The organism is Enterobacter asburiae (assembly GCF_007035645.1).
In the GTDB taxonomy this organism is placed as follows: Bacteria; Pseudomonadota; Gammaproteobacteria; order Enterobacterales; family Enterobacteriaceae; genus Enterobacter; species Enterobacter asburiae_B.
Genome location: NZ_AP019632.1, coordinates 2,487,524 through 2,509,206 on the forward strand (window position 1 = coordinate 2,487,524; position 21,683 = coordinate 2,509,206).

A 21,683-nucleotide genomic window follows, 5' to 3' on the forward strand; every position below is an offset into this window, starting at 1 on the left:
ATGCCGGATTACCGTTTTTTCCAAAAAGGCCCGAACCTCATTGCGATCGAGAGCGCAAACACCGATGCGGCCGCTCAGCTCATCGCTCAGGGGTTTGAAAAACAGTTTGAGGAGATTGGCGCCGCGGATGAAAAAGAGGCGCTTACCCGCCTTGCCGATATCCGTAAAAATAACGAGATCGATCGCCATAACTTCCTGGCCGGAGCGGGCCAAATGCCGTGGATTGGCGTGCTGACGGCTGCGGCAACCTGGTTGACGCAAAAGAAATAACGCAACCATCTTCTACTTCGCCACCGGCAAATCGGCGTACCGCGTCGTATAGGCCGGTGACAGCATCTCACGCTTCATCGCCCAGGATTTCTCAATACCCTGCCCGGCAAACCATATCTTCCCTTTGCCGGAATGATTCAGGCTGTCGATCGTTTCCATCAGCGCCGCGCTGTTGGCGCGCAGGCGATTATCGTCAAACAAGTTAAGCTGGGCGACGCCGCTGCTGAAAAAGTCCGCAAGCATGACCCCGGCTTTCATATAGCGATAGCCGTCGAGCCATATACGCCCCAGCGCCTCCGTGGCGGCGCGGATGATATCCCGTGAGTCATTGGTAGGCGTCATCAGGGTGACGGAAGCCTGATTGCCGTAATAAATTTCGTTATCCGCGTGCGGGCTGGTGCGCACAAACACGCTGATAAAACAACAGTATTGATGCTCGCCGCGCAGTTTTTCCGCAGCGCGTTCCGCGTAGGCGCAAATGGCCTGGTGCATCTCTTCATATTGGGTAATACGGTGTCCAAACGAACGGCTACAGATGATTTGCTGCTTGGTGGGGGTGAACTCCTCCAGATCAAGACAGGGCTCACCGCGCAGCTCGCGGGCCGTCCGCTCCAGTACCACGTTGAAATGTTTGCGGATGACCCAGGACGACGCTTCCGCCAGCTCCAGCGCCGTGGTAATGCCCATAGCGTTGAGCTTTTTCGTGATGCGCCGCCCTACGCCCCACACCTCCTCTACCGGAACCTTTTCCAGCAGCTTACGCTGCCGCTCGCGGCCTGAGAGATCGACCACGCCGCCCGTGCTGGCCCAGCGTTTCGCCGCATAGTTGGCCAGCTTTGCAAGGGTTTTGGTCGGGGCAATACCGACGCCAACGGTTAGGCCCGTATTTTTAAAGACCTCTGTGCGCATCTGGTGACCGAACGCTTCCAGCGACAGGCAGTGGCTGACCCCTGAAACGTTCACGAACGCTTCATCGATGGAGTAAATCTCTATTGCCGGGGCGAGATCGGTCAGCGTCTGCATGACCCGACTGCTGAGATCGGCATACAGCGCATAGTTCGAGCTAAAGACGTAAACTTTTGACGGATATAGCTTTTCTTTGAATTTAAAATACGGCTCACCCATTTTTATGCCGAACTGCTTTGCCTCCCGCGACAGCGAAATGATGCAGCCGTCGTTATTGGACACCACCACGATGGGTTTCCCCTGCAGATCGGGGCGGAAGACCCGCTCGCAGGAGGCGTAAAAGCTATTCACATCAACCAGCGCGAACATGTTTATGCGTTTTGAGCGTGTGGGTGACGACGCCGAAGATCTGCAGCTCCTCTTCAGACTGAAAGGTAATCGGCTGATAGCGGGCATTATGCGGCAGAAGTCTCAGAACCGGACGGGTCTGTAGCTCTTTCACCGTAAACTCACCGGCGACCGACGCCACGACGATATCCCCGTGTTCGGCATTTAACGAACGATCGACCACCAGCAGATCGCCGTCGCCGATCCCCGCCCCAATCATGGAGTCTCCACTCACCTTGATAAAATAGGTCGCACTGGGGTGTCTGACTGCCAGCCGGTTAAGATCGAGACGATCCTCCACATAATCCTGCGCCGGGCTGGGGAAACCACAGGCAACGCGTTCTAAAAACAAAGGTAATTCAATGTCTTGTTTTGGGTGATAAGAAAAGAGAGTGTCCATAATGCCTTTCTCGCCAGGTACTGTATATAAATACAGTATTACGGATTATGGACAAGGATCAAGGTCATTTCCAAAGGCGAACCCAAACGCGTTGAAGTTTGAGCGGTTTTAATTTAGCAACGTTGCCCGCCGTTAACAGGCCTGACAGCACAAGTCATATAAAAGTCATCTAGTTTATGACTTATAAAAAATAACATCACTATGCAATAACTACATGTTGACTTTTAAGTCAGATAAAAGCATATTTTACGGCACGAATTAACAAGACTTACTGGAGAATATTTTCAATGCCAGCCCGTGACTATCCAGACAAGCGTGTTGCACGCGGTCTGGCAAAGGAGGCCGATCTCAGGATGCTGAGCGCCCGCATCGATCCCGATCTGATGGAGTACATCAGAACCACCGCCTTTGAGACGCGTAAGAGCAAGCAGGAGATTGTGGCGGAAGCGTTAGCGCTTCACAGGCAGAAAAGTCAGACAGGAGCCTAAGCGCGCAAAGCCGGAAGCACCCTCCAGGCTTTGCGCGTGTCACTTTTAATCCCTCAGCGAATTCAGCGTTTCCAGTGCTTCAGGCGGCAAACGCAGCTCCCCCGCCGCGAGGTTTTGCCGCAGATGCGCTACGGAAGAGGTGCCTGGGATCAGCAGAATATTCGGGGAACGCTGCAGCAGCCATGCCAGCGCAACCTGCATTGGCGTGGCGCCCAGTGAATCCGCGACGGCCTTCAGCCCGGAAGATTGCAGTGGCGTAAAGCCTCCCAATGGGAAGAACGGCACATACGCGATCCCCTGCTGCGCCAGCAGATCCACCAGCGCGTCGTCACCCCGGTTCACAATGTTGTACATGTTCTGCACGCACACCACCGGAACCATTTTCTGGGCTTCCGCAACCTGGGTGGCCGTGACGTTGCTCAGGCCAATATGACGCACCAGCCCCTGCTGCTGTAATTCGGCCAGGGTGGAGAGCGGTTCAGCAATTGACCCTTCCGCCGGCCCGTGCGCGCTAAACATGATTCTGAGATTCACCACGTCCAGCACGTCCAGCTGCAGATTACGCAGGTTGTCATGCACCGCCTGGGTCAGTTCCTGCGCGGAAAAGGCCGGTAGCCAGGCACCTTTGTCGTTGCGACGGGCGCCAATCTTGGTGACGAGCGTTAGATCGTCCCGATAAGGGTGAAGCGCCTCGCGGATCAGCTGGTTAGTGACATGAGGACCATAAAAATCACTGGTATCAATGTGGTTCACCCCCGCCGCCGCCGCTTCGCGCAGCACGTCCAGCGCGGCCTGCTTATCCTTCGGTGGACCAAAGACGCCCGGCCCGGCGAGCTGCATCGCACCGTAGCCCAGTCGTTTTACCGTCCGCGTCCCGAGCGCGTACGTCCCGCTTTTATCAATGCTGCTCATGTTAACCTTCCTCATAAAAATGATCCGGATTTACAACAGGTTCCTCACCGGAGCCCTTAGTTAAGCGCGAGTTAAATTAAAGTTTAAATTCTATACGACGATAGTATTGGTGTACCTCTGCATCCTTTCTAACGGACGACCGCTATGCTGAAAAATTTGCACGTGATTACCGGTATTATCTTTGCCCTCACCATATTCTGTCTGTTGCAAGTTGTCACGGGAGGGTTGTTCTACTCTGCCGTCAGCAACGATCGCCATAACTTCCAGAATTCCGGCGTGCTCAATGCCCAGCAGGAAAGCCTGAGCGACAGCGTGAACACGCTGGTGAAAACGCGCGTCACCGTCACCCGGGTGGCGATCCGCTACCTGAAAAACCAGCGCGATCCGGCTTCCCTTGCGGCGATCAATAAACTGCTTGGCACCGCAGCCGACTCGCTGGCAAAAGCCGAAACCTATAACAAAGAGTGGCAGAAGCTGCCGCAGGTTAACGGCCAGGAGGCGGCATTAACCGACGAGATGCAGAAGTCCTGGAACCAGATGCACGAAGTGATGCGCCTATCGATTGAGTATCTGCGTGCCGACAACTATCAGGCCTATGGCGATCTGGACGCCCAGCAGGCGCAGGACGAGATGGAGGCGGTTTATAACCGCTGGCGCGCCGAAAACAACACCCTGCTGAAGGCCGCAACCGAAGAGAACCAGAGCAGCTTCACGCAGATGCAGTGGACGCTGGCGGCGATTCTGCTGGCCGTTATCGCGGTTCTGGTGGTCATCTGGCAGGGTTTACAACACCTGCTGTTAAAACCCCTCCACTCCATTATGAACCATATTCGCGCCATTGCAGGGGGTGACCTGACGCAGGAGATCGCTATCTCCGGTCGCAATGAGATGGGCCAGCTGGCCGCGGGCCTGCATGAGATGCAGCAGTCGCTGGTGACCACCGTCAGCGCCGTACGGGGAAGTACGGATTCCATCTACACCGGCGCAGGCGAAATTGCCGCAGGAAGCAACGATCTTTCCGCCCGCACCGAGCAGCAGGCCGCCTCGCTCGAAGAGACCGCCGCCAGCATGGAAGAGCTGACCGCGACGGTTAAGCAGAACTCCGATAACGCCCGTCAGGCCACGCTGCTGGCGAAAAACGCCTCTGAAACGGCCGCGCGCGGCGGTCACGTCGTGGATAACGTGGTTCGCACCATGAACGAAATCGCCGACAGTTCGCAGCAAATTGCGCATATTACCGGCGTGATCGACAGCATCGCGTTCCAGACCAACATTCTGGCGCTTAACGCCGCGGTGGAAGCAGCACGCGCCGGGGAACAGGGCCGTGGTTTTGCGGTTGTTGCAGGTGAAGTCCGTACGCTGGCGAGCCGCAGCGCGCAGGCGGCGAAAGAGATCAAAGGGCTTATCGAGAACTCCGTCAGCCGGGTGAATACCGGTTCTGAGCAGGTTAGCGAGGCTGGCACCACCATGAAGGAAATTGTCGCCGCCGTCACCCGCGTGACCGATATCATGGGTGAGATTTCATCAGCCTCTGACGAGCAGAGCCGCGGTATTGAGCAGGTGAGCCTGGCCGTTTCGCAGATGGACAGCGTGACGCAGCAAAACGCCGCGCTGGTGCAGGAGTCCGCCACGGCGGCTGCGGCACTGGAAGATCAGTCCGAGCAGCTGCGCCAGGCGGTAGCCGCGTTTCGCCTGAACGGCAAAGAAAAAGCGGTCGCCCCGCGCCCGGCCAGTCTGAAAACGCCACAGCTGCTGCGCCCGGCAACGACAACCGCCTCCACCGACAGCAACTGGGAAACGTTCTGAGTCACCGGCGGGCGAGGAGATCGCCCGCTAGCGGCTGCGCTTGGCGTGCCGCTCCCAGTTTTCCCGTTTTGCCTCATCCGATTTTCGCAGTGAAACATAACATGCCCCGCTGCCGCCGTGATGCGGCAGCGCCGCGCAGAAGGCCTGCACTTCCTCGAACTCGGTTAACCAGCGCGCCAGATAGCTGCGCACCACATTGGGATGCGAGTTCTGCTCGCGCCCTTTCCCGTGAATGATAATCAGATTGCGTAACCCGTCGCGTCCGGCCTGGCGAATAAAAGAATAGAGCATCTGACGGCAGCGTTCGGCGGGCTGGCGCAGGAGGTTTAAGCTGGCCTGGCGGGCATATTTCCCCGAGCGCAGCTTATCGATAACGCCCTGCTGTACCCCTTCGCGCTGGAACGCCAGCGGTTCTTCCAGGGGAAGCATGTCAAGAAAATCCAGCGTCAGGAAGTTATCCAGCTGTTCGCTATCCACCTCCTCGCGCGTCCGCGTATTGCGGCTGGGCTGCCAGTGAATATCCGCGCAGCGCTTCAGGGGCTGGACATCTTCCATGGCGTCAAGAAAAAATGATTTGTCGTCAGGGTTCATGGACATCCTCCGGCTACATCCGAGGGCTGTACTATACCTGCGCCAGAGACCGGCCTCAATCACCGTTACGGGGCAATGCGCGGTAATAATATTAACCTGATGAATATATATAGTAATTATTAAATAGATTTAAATCAGACTTAACTAAAATTTCAGCAAAGGTAAAATACGTGATTTATGTTAAAATTTCGTGAAATCAATCACTCGCCCGCCTTTCATTTTTCAGAAAAGGTGTTATACCTAAATATACCTGCCTCATGGAAATAATACCCAGGATTGGCGAAAGGACGCACTGCTGTGTGTACTATAGGGTCTGTCTGATGTCGGGCAGATCCTGTTTTTTTTAATCTGCATTTCACGCGACGATTATTTTTCTCGCTTCCCTTCTGAACTGCGTAATTAATGACTCAGCAAGGGGCGTCTGACGTGAATCACGGCGCTGAATTAAATAATAGGTTGCTTTAGGAAGCGATTCGACAACCGGCAGCATGACCAGACGGTGTGCCAGCAGCGGGTCACAGCCTAGCTCCTGCGGCAATATGCTTAAAAAATCACTTTGCGCGACCAGGCTAATACAGGAAGAAAATGTTTCGCAAACCACACCAATTCGCGGTATTTGCGAACGATGACTAAATACCTCCTCTAATTGCTTATAATAACTTCCCCGCGGCGTCGGCATTGTCCAGTTATAATGCAGGAGCTCATTAATTGACGTTGCCCCCATTGCCGGATGCCCCTCCCGACAAAATACCGCAAACGGTTTTTCGAAGAGCTTTTCAAACGTAAATTCCTGGTCGTAAGGTCCCTGATAATAGGTGTTGATGGTGAAGTCCAGCTCGCCCTGGCGTAATTCATTGATCATCGATACCAGCTGCCCTTCCATAATCCGCACCTTGACCTGCGGATGCTGCGCATGAAAGCGGGTGATAACGGCGGGCATCAGCGTGCGTGAAACGCTGGCCCCCATCCCGATGTTGATCTGCCCGGCCAGCTCACCCTGCCGCTGACGGATGTCATCCTGCGCCGCGCGCAGCTCTTCCAGAATCAACCTGGCACGCTGGTAAAAACCCTCACCGCATTCGGTCAACGCGACGCCCTTACTCCTGCGCACGAAAAGCTGCGCCGCCATGCCCTCCTCCAGCTCTTTGATGGATTTGGTCAGCGCCGGCTGGGAAAGATTCAGCGTCCTGCTGGCACCGCGAATGCTGCCCTGACGCGCTACCTCAACAAACGCCCGGATTTGATGAAATTTAATCTGGAATGTCATAGCCCGACCGATAACCGTTGTTTATCAGAGTAAAGAAACTGTCATCTACTTTAATGGAAAGGGATGTGCGAGGGTAATTCCTGAACGGTTAAAACTGTGAAAAATCGGTTAGTGATAAGTAAAAACTATCACAGCGTGAAGCAGTTCACATATTTTAATGATGACAGGAACAGATATGGACACACTGGCGCAGTACATCCAGACACTATCCCCGCAGCTGAGCGCATGGCGTCGCGATTTTCACCATTTTGCGGAATCCGGCTGGGTAGAGTTTCGAACGGCCGCGAAAGTCGCGGAAATCCTCGACTCGCTGGGCTACGAACTGGCGATGGGCCGCGACGTCGTCGATGCCGAAAGCCGGATGGGGCTGCCCGATGCCGCTACCCTGGCGCAAGAGTTTGCCCGCGCGCGGGCGCAGGGCGCGCCTGAGAAATGGCTGGCGCCGTTTGAAGGCGGGTTTACCGGCATTGTGGCGACCCTCAATACCGGCCGCCCTGGACCGACCCTGGCGTTTCGCGTCGACATGGATGCCCTTGACTTAAGCGAAGCGCTGGATGAAAGCCATCGCCCGTTCCGCGACGGGTTTGCCTCCTGCAACGCGGGCATGATGCACGCCTGCGCGCACGACGGCCACACCGCTATTGGTCTGGGGCTGGCGCAGGTGCTTAAGCAGAATGACGCACAGCTCAACGGCACCATCAAGCTGATCTTCCAGCCAGCCGAAGAAGGCACCCGCGGGGCGCGCGCCATGGTTGCCGCCGGGGCGCTGGACGACGTGGACTATTTTACGGCCATCCATATTGGTACCGGCGTCCCTGCCGGAACGGTGATTTGCGGCAGCGATAACTTTATGGCCACCACCAAGTTCGACGTGAACTTTACCGGCGTTGCCGCACACGCGGGCGGTAAGCCGGAGGACGGACGTAACGCCCTGCTCGCCGCCGCGCAGGCCGCCCTCGCCCTGCACAGCATCGCCCCGCACAGCGACGGCGCCTCCCGGGTGAACGTCGGGGTGATGCAGGCGGGCAGCGGACGCAACGTGGTGCCCGCGAATGCTCTGATAAAGGTTGAAACCCGCGGTGAAAGCGAAGCGATTAATCAGTACGTCTTTGAACGCGCGCAGGCGGTCATTACCGGCGCAGCGGCGCTCTACGGCGTGCGCGCTGAGATGCGCCTGATGGGGGCCGCGACGTCCAGCGCGCCGACACCGGCGTGGGTGGATTACCTGCGCGAACAGGCGAGCCAGGTTTCCGGGGTTATTCACGCCATCGACAAGGTGAAAGCGCCAGCGGGTTCCGAAGACGCCACGCTGATGATGGCCCGCGTGCAGGAGAACGGCGGCATGGCGTCCTATATGGTGTTCGGCACGGATTTGAGCGCCGGACATCACAACGAAAAATTCGACTTCGATGAGCAGGTCATGGCGATTGCCATTGAAACGCTGGCGCGAACTGCGCTCAATTTCCCGTGGACGCGAGGTGTGTAATGCAGGAGAACTACGCTTTTATTGCCGATGCGATCGACACGCGATGTCGGACGTTAACCGATATTGCCGACGCGATCTGGGATCGTCCTGAAACCCGCTTTGAAGAGTTCTGGTCCGCCGAGCGGCTCGCCAGCGAGCTTGAGGCCGAGGGCTTCACGCTGACGCGCGAGGCCGGCGGTATTCCAAATGCCTTTATCGCCAGCTTCGGCAGCGGGAAACCGGTCATCGCCCTGCTGGGCGAATACGACGCGCTGGCCGGGCTAAGCCAGCAGGCGCACTGCGCGACGGCGCAATCCGCCACGCCGGGAGCCAACGGCCACGGCTGCGGGCATAACCTCTTAGGCACCGCGGCGCTTGCGGGCGCGGTGGCGGTGAAAAGCTGGCTGGAGCAGCACGGCGGCAGCGGAACGGTGCGTTTTTATGGCTGTCCCGGCGAGGAAGGTGGCTCCGGGAAAACCTTTATGGTGCGCGAAGGCCTGTTTGATGACGTCGATGCCGCCGTCACCTGGCATCCGGAAGCCTTCGCCGGGATGTTTAACGTCAGCACGCTGGCGAATATTCAGGCCGCCTGGCGTTTTCACGGCGTGGCGGCACACGCGGCCAACTCCCCCCATCTGGGACGCAGCGCGCTTGACGCCGTGACGCTGATGACCACCGGCACAAACTTCCTCAACGAACACATCATTGAGAAAGCGCGCGTCCATTACGCCATCACCGACACCGGCGGGATTTCGCCCAACGTGGTGCAGGCGCAGGCGGAGGTGCTGTACCTGATCCGCGCCCCGGAGATGGCCGATGCGCAGCAGATCTACGAACGCATCGAAAAAATCGCCTAGGGCGCGGCGATGATGACCGAAACCACCGTCGAGTGCCGCTTTGATAAAGCCTGCTCCAGCTACCTGCCGAACCGCACGCTTGAAGCGGCGATGTATCGCGCGTTGCAGCACTACGGCACGCCGCTCTGGACGGAGGAGGAACGCGCCTTCGCCCGCGAGATCCGCGCCACCCTGACGCCCAACGATCTGCAAAACAGCCTGAAAAATATTGCCGCGACGGGCGGTGACGCGGGTAAAGCCTTTGCCCGGCGCCATCAGGAGACGCTGCTGGTGGATGAAGTCGCGCCCTATGCCATCACCGACAACGTGCTGGCGGGTTCAACCGACGTGGGCGACGTCAGCTGGAAAATGCCGGTCGCCCAGTGCTTCAGCCCTTGCTTTACCGTCGGCACGCCGCTGCACACCTGGCAGCTGGTGGCGCAGGGCCGTACCTCCATTGCCCACAAAGGCATGCTGCTGGCCGGAAAAGTGATGGGCGCAACCGCGCTCAATCTGCTGCAGGACGCGGCGCTGCTGAAAAAATGCCGTGAAGAGTTCGAACAACAAATACAAGAAAAACCGTACGTGTGTCCGATCCCACAGGGCGTGACACCGTCACCTTTAAAATAAAAAAACACAACACAACAACACAACACTCCCGAGGAACGCCCATGAGTATGTCATCCATACCTTCGCATTCCCCATCCGGTAAGCTCTATGGCTGGGTTGAAAGGATCGGCAATAAAGTGCCGCACCCTTTCCTGCTGTTTATCTATCTGATTGTGATTTTAATGGTCGCCACCGCCGTGCTCTCCGCCTTTGACGTGAGCGTGCGCAGCCCGGCCGACGGCAGCCTGGTGGCGGTGAAAAACCTGCTCAGCGTTGACGGGCTGCACTGGTTTTTACCCAACGTGATTAAGAACTTCAGCGGCTTCGCCCCGCTGGGCGCCATTCTGGCGCTGGTGCTGGGCGCCGGGCTGGCTGAACGCGTGGGCTTGCTGCCCGCATTAATGGTGAAGATGGCTTCCCACGTCAGCGCGCGTTACGCCAGCTATATGGTGCTGTTTATCGCCTTCTTCAGCCATATCTCCTCCGACGCCGCGCTGGTGATCATGCCGCCGATGGGCGCGCTGATTTTCCTCGCCGTCGGGCGTCATCCCGTGGCAGGCCTGCTGTCGGCGATTGCGGGCGTGGGCTGCGGATTTACCGCTAACCTGCTGATCGTCACCACCGACGTGCTGCTCTCTGGCATCAGCACGGAGGCGGCGAAGACCATTGATACGGCAATGCACGTCAGCGTGATCGACAACTGGTACTTTATGGCCAGCTCAGTGATTGTCCTGACGATTGTCGGCGGGCTGATTACCGATAAAATCATCGAGCCGCGGCTGGGTAAATGGGAAGGCCGTAGCGATGAAAAGCTGGAAACCCTAAGCAAAGAGCAGCGCTTCGGCCTGCGCGTGGCGGGCGTTGTCTCGCTGGCCTTCATCGCGCTGGTGGCGCTGATGGTGGTGCCGGAAAACGGCATCTTGCGCGATCCGGTTAAGCATACCGTTCTGCCGTCGCCGTTTATTCAGGGCATCGTGCCGCTGATTATCCTCTTCTTCTTTGTCGTTTCGCTCGCCTACGGTATCGCGACCGGTAAGATCCGCCGTCAGGGCGATCTGCCGCAGCTGATGATCGAGCCGATGAAGGAGATGGCGGGCTTTATCGTGATGGTGTTCCCGCTGGCGCAGTTTGTGGCGATGTTTAACTGGAGCAACATGGGCAAGTTTATGGCCGTGGGCCTGACCGACGCGCTGGAGGCGGCCGGGCTAAGCGGCGTTCCGGCGTTTGTCGGCCTGGCGCTGCTGTCATCCCTGCTGTGCATGTTTATCGCCAGCGGCTCCGCCATCTGGTCGATTCTGGCCCCGATCTTCGTGCCGATGTTTATGATGCTGGGGTTCCACCCGGCTTTCGCGCAGATCTTGTTCCGCATCGCGGACTCCTCGGTGATACCGCTGGCGCCGGTTTCGCCGTTTGTCCCGCTGTTTTTAGGCTTCCTGCAGCGCTATAAACCCGAGGCCAAACTGGGTACCTACTATTCGCTGGTTTTACCCTACCCGCTTATCTTTTTAGGGGTATGGCTGGTGATGCTGGTCGCATGGTATCTTGTCGGCCTGCCGATTGGGCCGGGGATTTACCCGAGGCTGAACTAAAGGAATGAGGATGCTGAGATTACTCGAAGATAAGATTGCGACGCCGCTCGGGCCGCTGTGGGTGATCGCGGACGAGCAGTTCTGCCTGCGCGCCGTCGAATGGGAAGAGCACAGCGACCGGATGGAAGAACTGCTCAATGTTCACTACCGCGCGCAGGGGTATGAACGTATCCGCGCCACCAACCCGGGCGGGCTGAGCGACAAGCTTGCCGCCTACTTCGAAGGCGATCTCAGCATCATCGATACTCTGCCGACCGCCACGGCAGGCACGCCTTTTCAGCGCGAGGTGTGGCAGGCGCTGCGGTCGATTCCGTGCGGGCAGGTGATGCATTACGGCCAGCTCGCGGAACAGCTAGGCCGCGCGGGGGCCGCACGCGCGGTGGGGGCCGCTAACGGCTCTAACCCGGTCAGCATCGTGGTGCCCTGCCATCGCGTCATTGGCCGCAACGGTACCATGACAGGCTATGCCGGCGGCGTGCAGCGCAAAGAGTGGTTACTGCGTCACGAAGGGTATCTCCTGCTCTAGCTCCCAGGCTTTTTGTGCTTAATTTTCTACCGGTTAGGCTAAAAATCCATAATCAAGCTGTGGAATTTCAAGAAGATGGCGACACGTTGCCGTCTCTTGTCCTTATTGAGGGTTTGTCAGGCTTACGTACTTACCAAAAAGATGTTAAAATTGACCAATATCAATTAAGGCTTGAGCAAACCTATGATCCCGGAAAAGCGAATTATACGACGCATTCAGTCTGGCGGTTGTGCTATCCATTGCCAGGATTGCAGCATCAGCCAGCTCTGTATCCCGTTTACCCTGAATGAGCATGAACTCGATCAGCTTGATAATATCATCGAGCGCAAAAAGCCTATTCAGAAAGGGCAGACGCTGTTTAAAGCGGGAGACGAACTGAAATCGCTCTATGCTATCCGTTCTGGCACCATCAAAAGCTACACCATCACCGAACAGGGTGATGAGCAGATCACCGGCTTCCATCTGGCGGGCGACCTGGTGGGCTTTGATGCCATCGGCACGGGCCATCACCCGAGCTTTGCTCAGGCACTTGAAACCTCAATGGTTTGCGAAATCCCGTTTGAAACCCTGGACGATCTGTCCGGTAAGATGCCTAACCTGCGTCAGCAGATGATGCGTCTGATGAGCGGTGAGATCAAAGGCGATCAGGACATGATTCTGCTGCTTTCTAAAAAGAACGCAGAAGAGCGCCTGGCCGCGTTTATCTACAACCTCTCCCGCCGCTTCGCCGAGCGTGGCTTCTCGCCGCGTGAATTCCGTCTGACGATGACGCGTGGCGATATCGGCAACTACCTGGGTCTGACCGTAGAAACCATCAGCCGTCTGCTGGGCCGTTTCCAGAAAAGCGGGATGCTGGCCGTTAAAGGTAAATACATCACTATCGAAAACGGTGAAGCGCTTGCCGTTCTTGCCGGGCACGCCCGCAACGTGGCGTAACTCTCCGCATGTTGATGACCAGACCATAAATTCTTGTGATTTATTGGTCTGGTGTAATCACTTCCGTTTCAAGAAATTTTCACCGTAGCACGTCCCCACACAGCGCCCGAAAGGTTCTCGTTGAGGTTATGAATTGAGAGAAAGTTTGTTTTTCGTTTCAGTCGTGATTGCCTCTGTGACCTTTATCTTCATCTGGATCATGCTTGTCGGCCCGATGAAGGGGGAGGAAAAAACCTACGTCCAGGACTCCACGACCTTTGCGATAGCGGTGATGGTGCTGCTGTTTATTGCGTTTATCGCGGTGACGACGACGGTACTTTTCCTCTGATAAATTTTCATGAATTATTGATCTGGCAAAACCTCCCCTCTGTTTCATTCAGGATATATAGGTTACTCTTTTAATTACAGACTGTGGTGACAGTAGTAAGGAGACCTGTATGGCCAAGTATCAAAACATGCTGGTAGCTATCGATCCGAATCAGGACGATCAGCCGGCATTACGACGTGCTGTGTATTTACATCAACGGATTGGTGGCAAAATCAAAGCGTTTTTGCCGATCTATGACTTCTCGTATGAGATGACCACCCTTCTGTCGCCTGACGAGCGCACCGCTATGCGTCAGGGCGTCATCAGCCAGCGTACCGCGTGGATCCGTGAACAGGCGAAGTATTACCTGGAAGCGGGCGTGCCCATTGATATTAAAGTGGTCTGGCATAACCGACCTTTCGAAGCCATCATCCAGGAAATTGTCGCCGGTGGGCACGACCTGCTGCTGAAGATGGCGCACCAGCACGACAAGCTGGAGTCCGTGATTTTCACCCCGACCGACTGGCACTTGCTGCGCAAATGCCCTTGCCCGGTCTGGATGGTGAAAGACCAGCCGTGGCCTGAAGGCGGGAAAGCCGTTGTGGCGGTAAACCTCGCGAGCGAAGAGGATTACCACAATTCGCTGAACGAGAAGCTGGTGAAGGAGACCATCCAGCTTGCCGATCAGGTGAATCATACCGAAGTGCATCTGGTTGGCGCCTATCCGGTCACCCCGATTAACATTGCTATTGAGCTCCCTGAATTTGACCCGAGCGTGTACAACGACGCGATCCGCGGTCAGCATCTGCTGGCCATGAAAGCGCTGCGCCAGAAATTCAGCATCGATGAGAAAATGACTCACGTGGAAAAAGGGCTGCCTGAAGAGGTGATCCCGGACCTGGCGGAACACCTGCAGGCGGGGATTGTGGTGCTGGGCACCATTGGCCGGACCGGTATTTCTGCCGCGTTCCTCGGCAATACCGCCGAACAGGTGATCGACCATCTGCGCTGCGACCTGCTGGTCATTAAGCCGGATGAGTATCAGACGCCGGTTGAGCTGGACGATCCGGAAGACGATTAACGCCTGACGCCCGGCGGCGCAGGCTTGCCGGGCCTACAAAACCGTAGGCCGGGTAAGCGTCAGCGCCACCCGGCAATAAAAAAACCGCCGAATTCGGCGGTTTTTTCGTTTCAACGCAACTTACAGTGATTTCAGAATCGCATCCACGCTGGCTTTAGCATCGCCGAACAGCATGTGGGTGTTCTCTTTGAAGAACAGCGGGTTCTGAACCCCGGCATAGCCGGTATTCATGGAGCGTTTGAAGACGATCACGTTCTGCGCCTTCCACACTTCCAGAACAGGCATACCGGCGATTGGGCTACCCGGGTCGTCCTGTGCAGCAGGGTTAACGGTATCGTTGGCACCAATGACCAGCACGGTATCAGTGTCGGCGAAATCATCGTTGATCTCATCCATTTCCAGCACGATGTCGTAAGGCACTTTCGCTTCCGCCAGCAGCACGTTCATATGGCCAGGCAGACGCCCTGCCACCGGGTGAATACCAAAGCGAACCTTGATGCCCCGCGCGCGCAGCTTCTCGGTGATTTCCGCAACCGGATACTGCGCCTGCGCCACCGCCATGCCGTAGCCCGGAGTGATGATCACGGAGTGCGAGTTTTTCAGCATGTCTGCGGTATCTTCCGCAGAAATTTCGCGGTGCTCACCCACTTCTTCATCCGCACTGGAAGAAGACCCATCGGTCCCGAAACCACCGGCGATAACGCTGATGAACGAGCGGTTCATCGCCTTACACATGATGTAAGACAGGATCGCACCGGAAGAACCCACCAGCGCACCGGTGACGATAAGCAGGTCGTTGCTCAGCATAAAGCCTGCCGCCGCTGCCGCCCAACCGGAGTAGGAGTTCAGCATCGAGACAACCACCGGCATATCCGCACCGCCGATGGATGCCACCAGGTGCCAGCCAAACGCCAGCGCGATGATGGTCATTACCAGCAACGCCAGTACCTGCAGGCCCACGCTTTCGGTACGCACGAAGACCACCAGCAGAACAAACGACACAACCAGCGCCGCGAGGTTCAGCTTATGACGGTTTGGCAGCATCAGCGGTTTAGAGGAGATCTTCCCGCGCAGCTTGCCGAACGCCACAATAGAGCCGGTGAAGGTCACCGCACCGATGAAGATACCGAGGAACACTTCCGTCAGGTGGATGTTCACCAGAATCGGTTCCAGACCCGGCTCGTGATACAGGTAGCTGTTGAAGCCCACCAGCACCGCCGCCAGACCCACGAAGCTGTGCAGGATAGCAACCAGCTCCGGCATCTCGGTCATTTCAACGCGTTTTGCCAGGCGAATACCAATCGCGCCGCCGATGATCATCGCCACCAGGATCCACGCCACGTTGCCGGTATCCGGCCCGAAGATGGTGGCAATCAGCGCAATCGCCATCCCGGCGATACCAAAGTTATTACCCTGCTGAGACGTTTCGTGTTTGGAAAGCCCCGCCAGACTGAAAATAAACAGGATTGCAGCAACAATATATGCAGCTGTCACTAATCCTCCAGACATATGCTACCCCTTAGCCTTTACGAAACATTTTCAGCATGCGCTGAGTCACGGTGAAACCACCGAAAATATTGATACTGGCGATCAGCACCGCGATAAAGCTCAGGAAGCTGATCCAGCCGCCGTGACCAATCTGCAGTAACGCCCCCACCACGATGATCCCGGAGATGGCGTTGGTTACCGACATCAGCGGCGTATGCAGCGCATGGGAGACGTTCCACACCACGTAGTAGCCCACGACGCAGGAGAGCGCGAAGACGGTAAAGTGGCCGAGGAACTCTTTTGGCGCAACGTCAGCCAGCCAGCCGAACAGAATAATCACCAGCGCCATGATCGCGTATTTGCGCCATGGAGAAGCGGGTTTGGCGGGTTCTTTTGGCTCAGGTGCCGCTTTCGTTGCCGCCTGAGGCTGAGCAGAAACCTGAATAGGCGGCGCAGGCCAGGTAATTTCACCTTCACGGACCACCGTGACGCCGCGCACCACCACATCGTCGAAATCAACCGTGACGTTGCCGTCTTTCTCTTTGCAAAGCAGCTTCAGCAGGTTAACGAGGTTAGTGCCGTAGAGCTGAGAAGACTGCGTTGGCAGACGGCCCGGCAGATCGGTATAGCCGATCACCTTCACGCCGTTAGCGGTCGTGGTTACCTGATTTGGAACGGTATATTCACAGTTACCGCCGTTTTGGGCGGCCAGGTCGACAATCACGCTGCCCGGCTTCATGGAGTCAACCATCTCACGGGTGATCAGCTTCGGCGCCGGTTTACCCGGGATAAGCGCGGTGGTGACAATAATGTCGACATCTTTCGCCTGAGCGGCGAAGAGTTCCATTTCGGCTTTGATGAAGGCTTCGGACATTACCTTCGCGTAACCATCGCCGCTGCCTGCTTCTTCCTTGAAGTCCAGCTCAAGGAATTCGGCGCCCATACTCTGGACCTGTTCCTTTACTTCAGGACGGGTGTCAAAAGCGCGTACGATAGCGCCCAGGCTGTTTGCCGCACCGATTGCGGCAAGGCCCGCCACGCCTGCGCCAATCACCATCACTTTCGCCGGAGGGACTTTACCCGCGGCGGTGATTTGACCGGTAAAGAAGCGACCAAACTCGTGGGCCGCTTCAACAATGGCGCGGTAGCCGGCAATGTTTGCCATGGAGCTTAAGGCATCCAGCGACTGCGCGCGCGAAATGCGCGGCACGGAGTCCATTGCCATCACGGTCACGCCGCGGGCCGCCAGCTTCTCCATCAGCTCCGGGTTTTGCGCAGGCCAGATGAAGCTCACCAGGGTTGTTCCCGGATTCAGCAACGCAATCTCACTCTCTTCCGGTGCGTTGACCTTCAGAATCACCGGCGACTGCCAGACGTCAGCACCGTCGACCACTTCCGCGCCAGCCTGGATAAAGGCCTCGTCATCGAAACTCGCCAGTTTGCCCGCGCCGCTTTCAACCGCGACCGTAAAACCCAGTTTAAGCAGTTGCTCCACCGTTTTCGGTGTTGCCGCTACGCGGGTTTCATTGGCTAACCGTTCTTTTGGTACCCCAATACGCATAGTTTTCCCTTCCATCGGTTTTTGATGATGGTTTATCGATAAATGCCCGCGGTTTGTATCAATTTTCGCCATCGCGCGAGCGACGAGAGATGATTAACCCCGGAAAATAAAACAGTAACAAACTGTCTATAACCTACTGAAAATAGCGCCCGTGATCTACCGCCAGAAAACACTATTTCTTACTTTATCTGTGAAAAATAAGCGATCGGCGTCACTGACAGTGATATTTACCTTAAATTCACTGCCAGAACCGATAAATCGCGCAAGCGAAGCGGTAAAAACATGATATAGCGCCATGACAGAACAACTTATTAACATTAAATTAACTTGTAAAAGTCATATGCTTTATCAGTTTTACTTGTCAAACGCGTGTTTTTTCAACATATCACTAAATGTTATCGAATTCGGTGATTCAGTAAGCACAGGCAGTGAAAAATGGCGCAGACAGCGACGGGTTTTAAATGCAATAATCGGGACCGTCTCAAATTAACAACAATACCAGTACATGGTTTGCGCAAGGCGAAGGATCATTTTTATGAAGCTTAAGAACACACTCCTGGCGTCCGCACTTCTTTCCGCGACCGCCCTGTCTGCGAATGCCGCAACAGAGTTAACGCCGGAGCAAGCGGCAGCGTTAAAACCTTTTGACCATACGGTCATTGTGGGTCGTTATAATTCTATTGGCGACGCTGTCGCCGCTGCATCAAAAGCCGCTGATAAAAACGGGGCGGCCTCGTTTTATGTCGTTGACCAGTCCGATTACGGCAACAGCGGTAACCTGCGCGTGACCATCGCGCTGTTCAAAGACAATGCGCCAAAAGCTGACGCACCGAAAAACCGCGTGATCAACGGTGTTGTTGAACTGCCGAAAGATCAGGCGATTGAGCTGGAACCATACGACACCGTCACCGTTCAGGGCTTCTATCGCAGCCAGCCTGAAGTGAACGATGCCATCACCAAAGCCGCGAAAGAGAAAGGGGCCTACTCTTTCTTCATCGTGCGTCAGGTCGATGCTAACCAGGGTGGCAACCAGCGTATTACCGCGTTCATCTATAAAAAAGATGCGAAAAAACGTGTTCTGCAGAGCCCGGATGCCATCCCGGCGAATTCAGAAGCAGGTCGCGCGGCGATAGCGAAAGGCGGCGAAGCAGCGAAGAAAGTTGAAATTCCAGGCGTAGCAACGACGGCTGCCCCAAGCGCTGAAGTGGGACGTTTCTTCGAAACGCAGTCCACGAAAGGTGGCCGTTACTCCGTTACGCTGCCTGACGGTACCAAAATTGAAGAGCTGAACAACGCCACTGCAGCGCAGATGGTGCCGTTCGACAGCATCAAGTTTACCGGCAACTACGGCAACATGACGGAAGTCTCTTACCAGGTCGCGAAGCGTGCGGCGAAGAAAGGGGCGAAGTACTACCACATCACCCGCCAGTGGCAGGAACGTGGTAACAACGTGACCATCAGCGCCGATCTGTACAAGTAACAACATCGTTTACGAAAGGCGGCGCAATGCCGCCTTTTTTTGTTACTTTTTTTGAATTTCTGCCTCACGTCATTGCATGCATTCGTTACACTCCGTAAAATCCCGCGCCTTAGTGTGATCCACCATTTTTATGCGCCTGAGCGAAATAATTATTCTGGATTTTGACCTTTCATAACAGGAAGCCAATGGAAAAGAAACTTGGCCTGAGTGCTCTGACTGCACTCGTTTTAAGCTCAATGCTGGGTGCAGGCGTATTCAGTTTGCCGCAAAATATGGCGGCCGTTGCCAGCCCATCCGCGCTCATCATTGGCTGGGGCATTACGGGTGTCGGCATACTGCTGCTGGCCTTCGCCATGCTCCTGCTCACCCGCATTCGTCCGGATCTGGACGGCGGCATTTTCACCTATGCGCGTGAGGGTTTCGGCGAGCTGATTGGCTTCTGTTCCGCGTGGGGATACTGGCTATGTGCCGTTATCGCCAACGTCTCCTACCTGGTGATCGTCTTCTCGGCGCTCAGTTTCTTTACCGATACGCCTGAGCTGCGCCTCTTTGGCGACGGAAATACCTGGCAGTCTATTGTGGGCGCCTCGGTGTTATTGTGGTTCGTCCACTGGCTGGTGTTACGTGGCGTACAAACGGCCGCCAGCATCAACCTGGTGGCGACGCTGGCGAAACTGGTTCCGCTCGGCCTGTTTATCGTTCTTGCCTTTATTGCGTTCCGTATGGACGTTTTCAAGCTTGATTTCAGCGGCGTTGCGCTGGGCGTGCCCGTCTGGGAGCAGGTGAAAAACACGATGCTGATTACCCTGTGGGTGTTCATCGGTGTTGAAGGCGCGGTCGTGGTTTCTGCCCGGGCCAGGAATAAACGCGATGTGGGCCGCGCCACGCTGCTGGCCGTACTGGCTGCGCTGGGGGTCTATCTGCTGGTCACGCTGCTGTCGCTGGGCGTGGTGGCGCGTCCTGAGCTGGCTGAAATGCGTAACCCGTCAATGGCGGGCCTGATGGTGAAAATGCTCGGCCCCTGGGGCGACGTGGTGATTGCCGCAGGGCTGATCGTCTCCGTCTGCGGCGCTTACCTGAGCTGGACCATCATGGCGGCTGAAGTGCCTTTCCTGGCCGCGACGCACAAGGCGTTTCCACGTCTGTTCGCCCGTCAAAACCAAAACAGCGCGCCGTCGGCATCGCTCTGGCTGACCAACATCAGCGTTCAGGTCTGTCTGGTGCTGATCTGGCTCACAGGTTCAGACTATAACACCCTGCTAACCATCGCCTCGGAGATGATTCTGGTACCCTATTTCCTAGTAGGTGCGTATCTGTTAAAAATTGCCACACGCCCGGCGCATTATGTCGTGGGTGTCGGAGCCTGTATTTACGGCCTGTGGTTGTTGTATGCTTCCGGGCCTATGCATCTGCTGCTGTCGGTAGTGCTGTACGCACCGGGTCTGCTGGTGTTTATCTACGCCCGCCGGACGCATCAGCTGGAGAACGCGCTGAAGCGCCGTGAGATGGCCTTAATTGGATTGTTACTGGTTGCTGCCCTACCGGCAACCTGGATGTTAATGGGATAGCATCGCCTTTCCCATTGTTGAACTGTAAAGGAGAATACGATGGGAAATGCACCGCTTCGCCCAATACTGATTACCGGTGGAGGCCGCCGTATCGGCCTCGCCCTCGCCCATCACTTTCTCAACCTTCGCCATCCGGTCATTGTCAGCTACCGTACGGAATACCCGTCGATTGAAGGGTTACGCAAAGCCGGGGCGGTCTGCATTCAGGCTGATTTTTCGACCGATGAAGGCATTCTGGCTTTCGCGGAAAAGGTAAAAGCCACCACGACGGGACTGCGCGCCGTGATCCATAACGCCAGCGCATGGCGAGCCGAAAAACCCGGTACGTCACTCAGCGAAACGCTCTCCGCCATGCTGCAGATCCACGTCAATGCCCCTTATCTGCTTAACCACGCTCTGCAGGATCTGCTGCGCGGCCATGGGCACGCGGCGGGCGATATTATTCACTTCACCGATTATGTGGTGGAGCGCGGCAGCGACAAGCACATCGCCTACGCGGCCAGTAAAGCCGCACTGGATAATATGACGCGCTCGTTTGCCCGCAAGCTCGCGCCCGAGGTGAAGGTAAACGCCATCGCCCCGGCGATGATTTTGTTTAACGAAAACGATGATGCGGAGTATCGCCAGCAGGCGCTGAATAAGTCGCTCATGAAAATCGCGCCGGGCGAGAAAGAGGTGATCGACCTTGTGGATTACCTGCTCACCAGCTGCTACGTCACGGGCAGAACCTTTGCCGTGGACGGCGGCCGCCCGCTGCGCTAGTGAAAACGGCTCCAGAAGAAAATTAGCACCCAGGCGCTGAGTCCCCAGCAGACCACCGCCCCGCTCAGCGCCAGGGGAAGACGCAGAAAACCGGTGAAATACCACAGCGAAAGCAGGTAGAGAAAATACGGAATGATAGACCACATGCCAAACACGATGGTCGTGCGTAACGCTTCCGTACCCCGCTCAGAAGCCACGATATAGTGGGCAATTAGCGCAAAGGTCGGAAACAGCGGGATTAGCCCGGCAATGTAGTAGTTTTTCGTTTTTGCCAGAATGCCAATCAGTAACACCACCAGCGCGCCCAGTGCGGCTTTGATTACCAGCCCCATACTTTTCCCTATAACAATCAAGTAACAATATGAGCCAGAATAACGGAACCGGCGTTAATTTTGAAAGATTAATGGAAGGTTAAGGTTCCGCGGTGTATGTTGGCTTTTTTCACGAA

20 protein-coding genes and 1 pseudogene are annotated in these 21,683 nt (G+C 56.2%); 13 read left to right on the plus strand and 8 right to left on the minus strand.

The window, feature by feature from the left end; all coding sequences use genetic code 11:
* Entirely contained in the window at positions 1-270 is a 270-nt protein-coding gene (locus FOY96_RS11750) for a hypothetical protein (protein ID WP_033145359.1), read from the plus strand.
* A gap of 12 nt (positions 271-282) precedes the next feature.
* Here the strand turns inward: FOY96_RS11750 and umuC are convergent, their stop codons facing one another.
* Positions 283-1,545: a translesion error-prone DNA polymerase V subunit UmuC gene (gene umuC, locus FOY96_RS11755; protein ID WP_143347117.1), complete on the minus strand. Its 1,263-nt coding sequence runs from the start codon at positions 1,543-1,545 to the stop codon at positions 283-285.
* Positions 1,529-1,963, minus strand: a complete 435-nt coding sequence (gene umuD / locus FOY96_RS11760) for a translesion error-prone DNA polymerase V autoproteolytic subunit (RefSeq protein WP_029740280.1) — start codon at positions 1,961-1,963, stop codon at positions 1,529-1,531. The genes umuC and umuD overlap by 17 nt, the downstream gene beginning before the upstream one ends.
* Before the next feature lie 287 nt (positions 1,964-2,250).
* On the opposite strand from umuD, the gene FOY96_RS11765 reads away from it, so the two are divergent.
* Positions 2,251-2,451, plus strand: coding sequence for a hypothetical protein (locus FOY96_RS11765; protein ID WP_023311485.1), 201 nt, complete (start codon positions 2,251-2,253; stop codon positions 2,449-2,451).
* Positions 2,452-2,496: 45 nt separating this feature from the next.
* On the opposite strand, the gene FOY96_RS11770 is transcribed toward FOY96_RS11765, so the two are convergent.
* A complete protein-coding gene (locus FOY96_RS11770) occupies positions 2,497-3,363 on the minus strand; it encodes an aldo/keto reductase family oxidoreductase (protein ID WP_094935358.1) in 867 nt (288 codons plus the stop codon).
* 144 nt (positions 3,364-3,507) lie between these two features.
* On the opposite strand from FOY96_RS11770, the gene tcp reads away from it, so the two are divergent.
* Positions 3,508-5,169 (plus strand): methyl-accepting chemotaxis citrate transducer, encoded by a 1,662-nt coding sequence (gene tcp / locus FOY96_RS11775; protein WP_069302722.1) that lies wholly within the window; start codon positions 3,508-3,510, stop codon positions 5,167-5,169.
* Between the two features lie 27 nt (positions 5,170-5,196).
* Here tcp and smrA read toward each other — a convergent pair whose 3' ends face one another.
* Together smrA and FOY96_RS11785 are read right to left on the minus strand one after the other, a co-directional pair.
* On the minus strand, positions 5,197-5,760 hold the full coding sequence (gene smrA / locus FOY96_RS11780; protein ID WP_094935359.1) for a DNA endonuclease SmrA: 564 nt from the start codon (positions 5,758-5,760) through the stop codon (positions 5,197-5,199).
* Between the two features lie 355 nt (positions 5,761-6,115).
* A complete protein-coding gene (locus FOY96_RS11785) occupies positions 6,116-7,027 on the minus strand; it encodes a LysR family transcriptional regulator (protein WP_069302720.1) in 912 nt (303 codons plus the stop codon).
* Between the two features lie 175 nt (positions 7,028-7,202).
* Between FOY96_RS11785 and FOY96_RS11790 the strand changes: the two genes are divergently transcribed.
* The 7 genes and pseudogenes from FOY96_RS11790 (at position 7,203) to uspE (ending at position 14,376) form a co-directional block, all read left to right on the plus strand.
* On the plus strand, positions 7,203-8,513 hold the full coding sequence (locus FOY96_RS11790; protein WP_094935360.1) for a M20 family metallo-hydrolase: 1,311 nt from the start codon (positions 7,203-7,205) through the stop codon (positions 8,511-8,513).
* Positions 8,513-9,958, plus strand: a pseudogene (locus FOY96_RS11795) (M20 family metallopeptidase). Before FOY96_RS11790 ends, FOY96_RS11795 begins: the two are co-directional and overlap by 1 nt.
* Before the next feature lie 41 nt (positions 9,959-9,999).
* Positions 10,000-11,526 (plus strand): p-aminobenzoyl-glutamate transporter, encoded by a 1,527-nt coding sequence (gene abgT, locus FOY96_RS11800; protein WP_048980415.1) that lies wholly within the window; start codon positions 10,000-10,002, stop codon positions 11,524-11,526.
* Positions 11,527-11,536: 10 nt separating this feature from the next.
* The gene (ogt, locus tag FOY96_RS11805; protein WP_045888966.1) at positions 11,537-12,052 is read left to right on the plus strand and encodes a methylated-DNA--[protein]-cysteine S-methyltransferase; all 516 of its coding nucleotides are present in this window, start codon (positions 11,537-11,539) and stop codon (positions 12,050-12,052) included.
* Between the two features lie 183 nt (positions 12,053-12,235).
* Positions 12,236-12,988 carry a fumarate/nitrate reduction transcriptional regulator Fnr gene (gene fnr / locus FOY96_RS11810; RefSeq protein ID WP_006174991.1) on the plus strand — a complete coding sequence of 251 codons (753 nt, stop codon included), beginning with the start codon at positions 12,236-12,238 and terminating at the stop codon, positions 12,986-12,988.
* Between the two features lie 145 nt (positions 12,989-13,133).
* Complete coding sequence (locus tag FOY96_RS11815) at positions 13,134-13,316, plus strand: hypothetical protein (RefSeq protein ID WP_014883604.1); 183 nt, start codon at positions 13,134-13,136, stop codon at positions 13,314-13,316.
* A gap of 109 nt (positions 13,317-13,425) precedes the next feature.
* Entirely contained in the window at positions 13,426-14,376 is a 951-nt protein-coding gene (gene uspE, locus FOY96_RS11820) for a universal stress protein UspE (protein WP_023335478.1), read from the plus strand.
* A 120-nt stretch (positions 14,377-14,496) separates the two neighbouring features.
* Here uspE and pntB read toward each other — a convergent pair whose 3' ends face one another.
* A complete protein-coding gene (gene pntB, locus FOY96_RS11825; RefSeq protein ID WP_024909329.1) occupies positions 14,497-15,885 on the minus strand; it encodes a Re/Si-specific NAD(P)(+) transhydrogenase subunit beta in 1,389 nt (462 codons plus the stop codon).
* Between the two features lie 10 nt (positions 15,886-15,895).
* Positions 15,896-17,425 (minus strand): Re/Si-specific NAD(P)(+) transhydrogenase subunit alpha, encoded by a 1,530-nt coding sequence (gene pntA / locus FOY96_RS11830; protein WP_023311474.1) that lies wholly within the window; start codon positions 17,423-17,425, stop codon positions 15,896-15,898.
* A gap of 535 nt (positions 17,426-17,960) precedes the next feature.
* On the opposite strand from pntA, the gene ydgH reads away from it, so the two are divergent.
* The 3 genes from ydgH to folM all read left to right on the plus strand — a co-directional run bounded on the left by ydgH (position 17,961) and on the right by folM (position 21,235).
* Positions 17,961-18,905, plus strand: coding sequence for a DUF1471 family protein YdgH (ydgH, locus tag FOY96_RS11835; protein ID WP_033145347.1), 945 nt, complete (start codon positions 17,961-17,963; stop codon positions 18,903-18,905).
* Between the two features lie 185 nt (positions 18,906-19,090).
* Positions 19,091-20,473: an amino acid permease gene (locus FOY96_RS11840; RefSeq protein WP_029740292.1), complete on the plus strand. Its 1,383-nt coding sequence runs from the start codon at positions 19,091-19,093 to the stop codon at positions 20,471-20,473.
* Positions 20,474-20,512: 39 nt separating this feature from the next.
* Positions 20,513-21,235, plus strand: coding sequence for a dihydromonapterin reductase (gene folM / locus FOY96_RS11845; RefSeq protein WP_033145346.1), 723 nt, complete (start codon positions 20,513-20,515; stop codon positions 21,233-21,235).
* Here folM and FOY96_RS11850 read toward each other — a convergent pair.
* Positions 21,232-21,567: a GlpM family protein gene (locus FOY96_RS11850; protein ID WP_028017326.1), complete on the minus strand. Its 336-nt coding sequence runs from the start codon at positions 21,565-21,567 to the stop codon at positions 21,232-21,234. The two genes, folM and FOY96_RS11850, sit on opposite strands and share 4 nt — an antisense overlap.
* Positions 21,568-21,683 lie beyond the last annotated feature (116 nt).

Bases quoted from the DNA above. Each gene is read 5' to 3' on its own strand.
- umuC (WP_143347117.1), bottom strand. From the start codon at position 1,545: ATGTTCGCGCTGGTTGATGTGAATAGCTTTTACGCCTCCTGCGAGCGG.
- FOY96_RS11765 (WP_023311485.1), top strand. From the start codon at position 2,251: ATGCCAGCCCGTGACTATCCAGACAAGCGTGTTGCACGCGGTCTGGCA.
- pntB (WP_024909329.1), bottom strand. From the start codon at position 15,885: ATGTCTGGAGGATTAGTGACAGCTGCATATATTGTTGCTGCAATCCTG.
- FOY96_RS11770 (WP_094935358.1), bottom strand. From the start codon at position 3,363: ATGAGCAGCATTGATAAAAGCGGGACGTACGCGCTCGGGACGCGGACG.
- FOY96_RS11785 (WP_069302720.1), bottom strand. From the start codon at position 7,027: ATGACATTCCAGATTAAATTTCATCAAATCCGGGCGTTTGTTGAGGTA.
- ogt (WP_045888966.1), top strand. From the start codon at position 11,537: ATGCTGAGATTACTCGAAGATAAGATTGCGACGCCGCTCGGGCCGCTG.
- folM (WP_033145346.1), top strand. From the start codon at position 20,513: ATGGGAAATGCACCGCTTCGCCCAATACTGATTACCGGTGGAGGCCGC.
- FOY96_RS11790 (WP_094935360.1), top strand. From the start codon at position 7,203: ATGGACACACTGGCGCAGTACATCCAGACACTATCCCCGCAGCTGAGC.
- fnr (WP_006174991.1), top strand. From the start codon at position 12,236: ATGATCCCGGAAAAGCGAATTATACGACGCATTCAGTCTGGCGGTTGT.
- umuD (WP_029740280.1), bottom strand. From the start codon at position 1,963: ATGGACACTCTCTTTTCTTATCACCCAAAACAAGACATTGAATTACCT.
- smrA (WP_094935359.1), bottom strand. From the start codon at position 5,760: ATGAACCCTGACGACAAATCATTTTTTCTTGACGCCATGGAAGATGTC.
- uspE (WP_023335478.1), top strand. From the start codon at position 13,426: ATGGCCAAGTATCAAAACATGCTGGTAGCTATCGATCCGAATCAGGAC.
- FOY96_RS11850 (WP_028017326.1), bottom strand. From the start codon at position 21,567: ATGGGGCTGGTAATCAAAGCCGCACTGGGCGCGCTGGTGGTGTTACTG.
- abgT (WP_048980415.1), top strand. From the start codon at position 10,000: ATGAGTATGTCATCCATACCTTCGCATTCCCCATCCGGTAAGCTCTAT.
- FOY96_RS11840 (WP_029740292.1), top strand. From the start codon at position 19,091: ATGGAAAAGAAACTTGGCCTGAGTGCTCTGACTGCACTCGTTTTAAGC.
- ydgH (WP_033145347.1), top strand. From the start codon at position 17,961: ATGAAGCTTAAGAACACACTCCTGGCGTCCGCACTTCTTTCCGCGACC.
- pntA (WP_023311474.1), bottom strand. From the start codon at position 17,425: ATGCGTATTGGGGTACCAAAAGAACGGTTAGCCAATGAAACCCGCGTA.
- tcp (WP_069302722.1), top strand. From the start codon at position 3,508: ATGCTGAAAAATTTGCACGTGATTACCGGTATTATCTTTGCCCTCACC.
- FOY96_RS11750 (WP_033145359.1), top strand. From the start codon at position 1: ATGCCGGATTACCGTTTTTTCCAAAAAGGCCCGAACCTCATTGCGATC.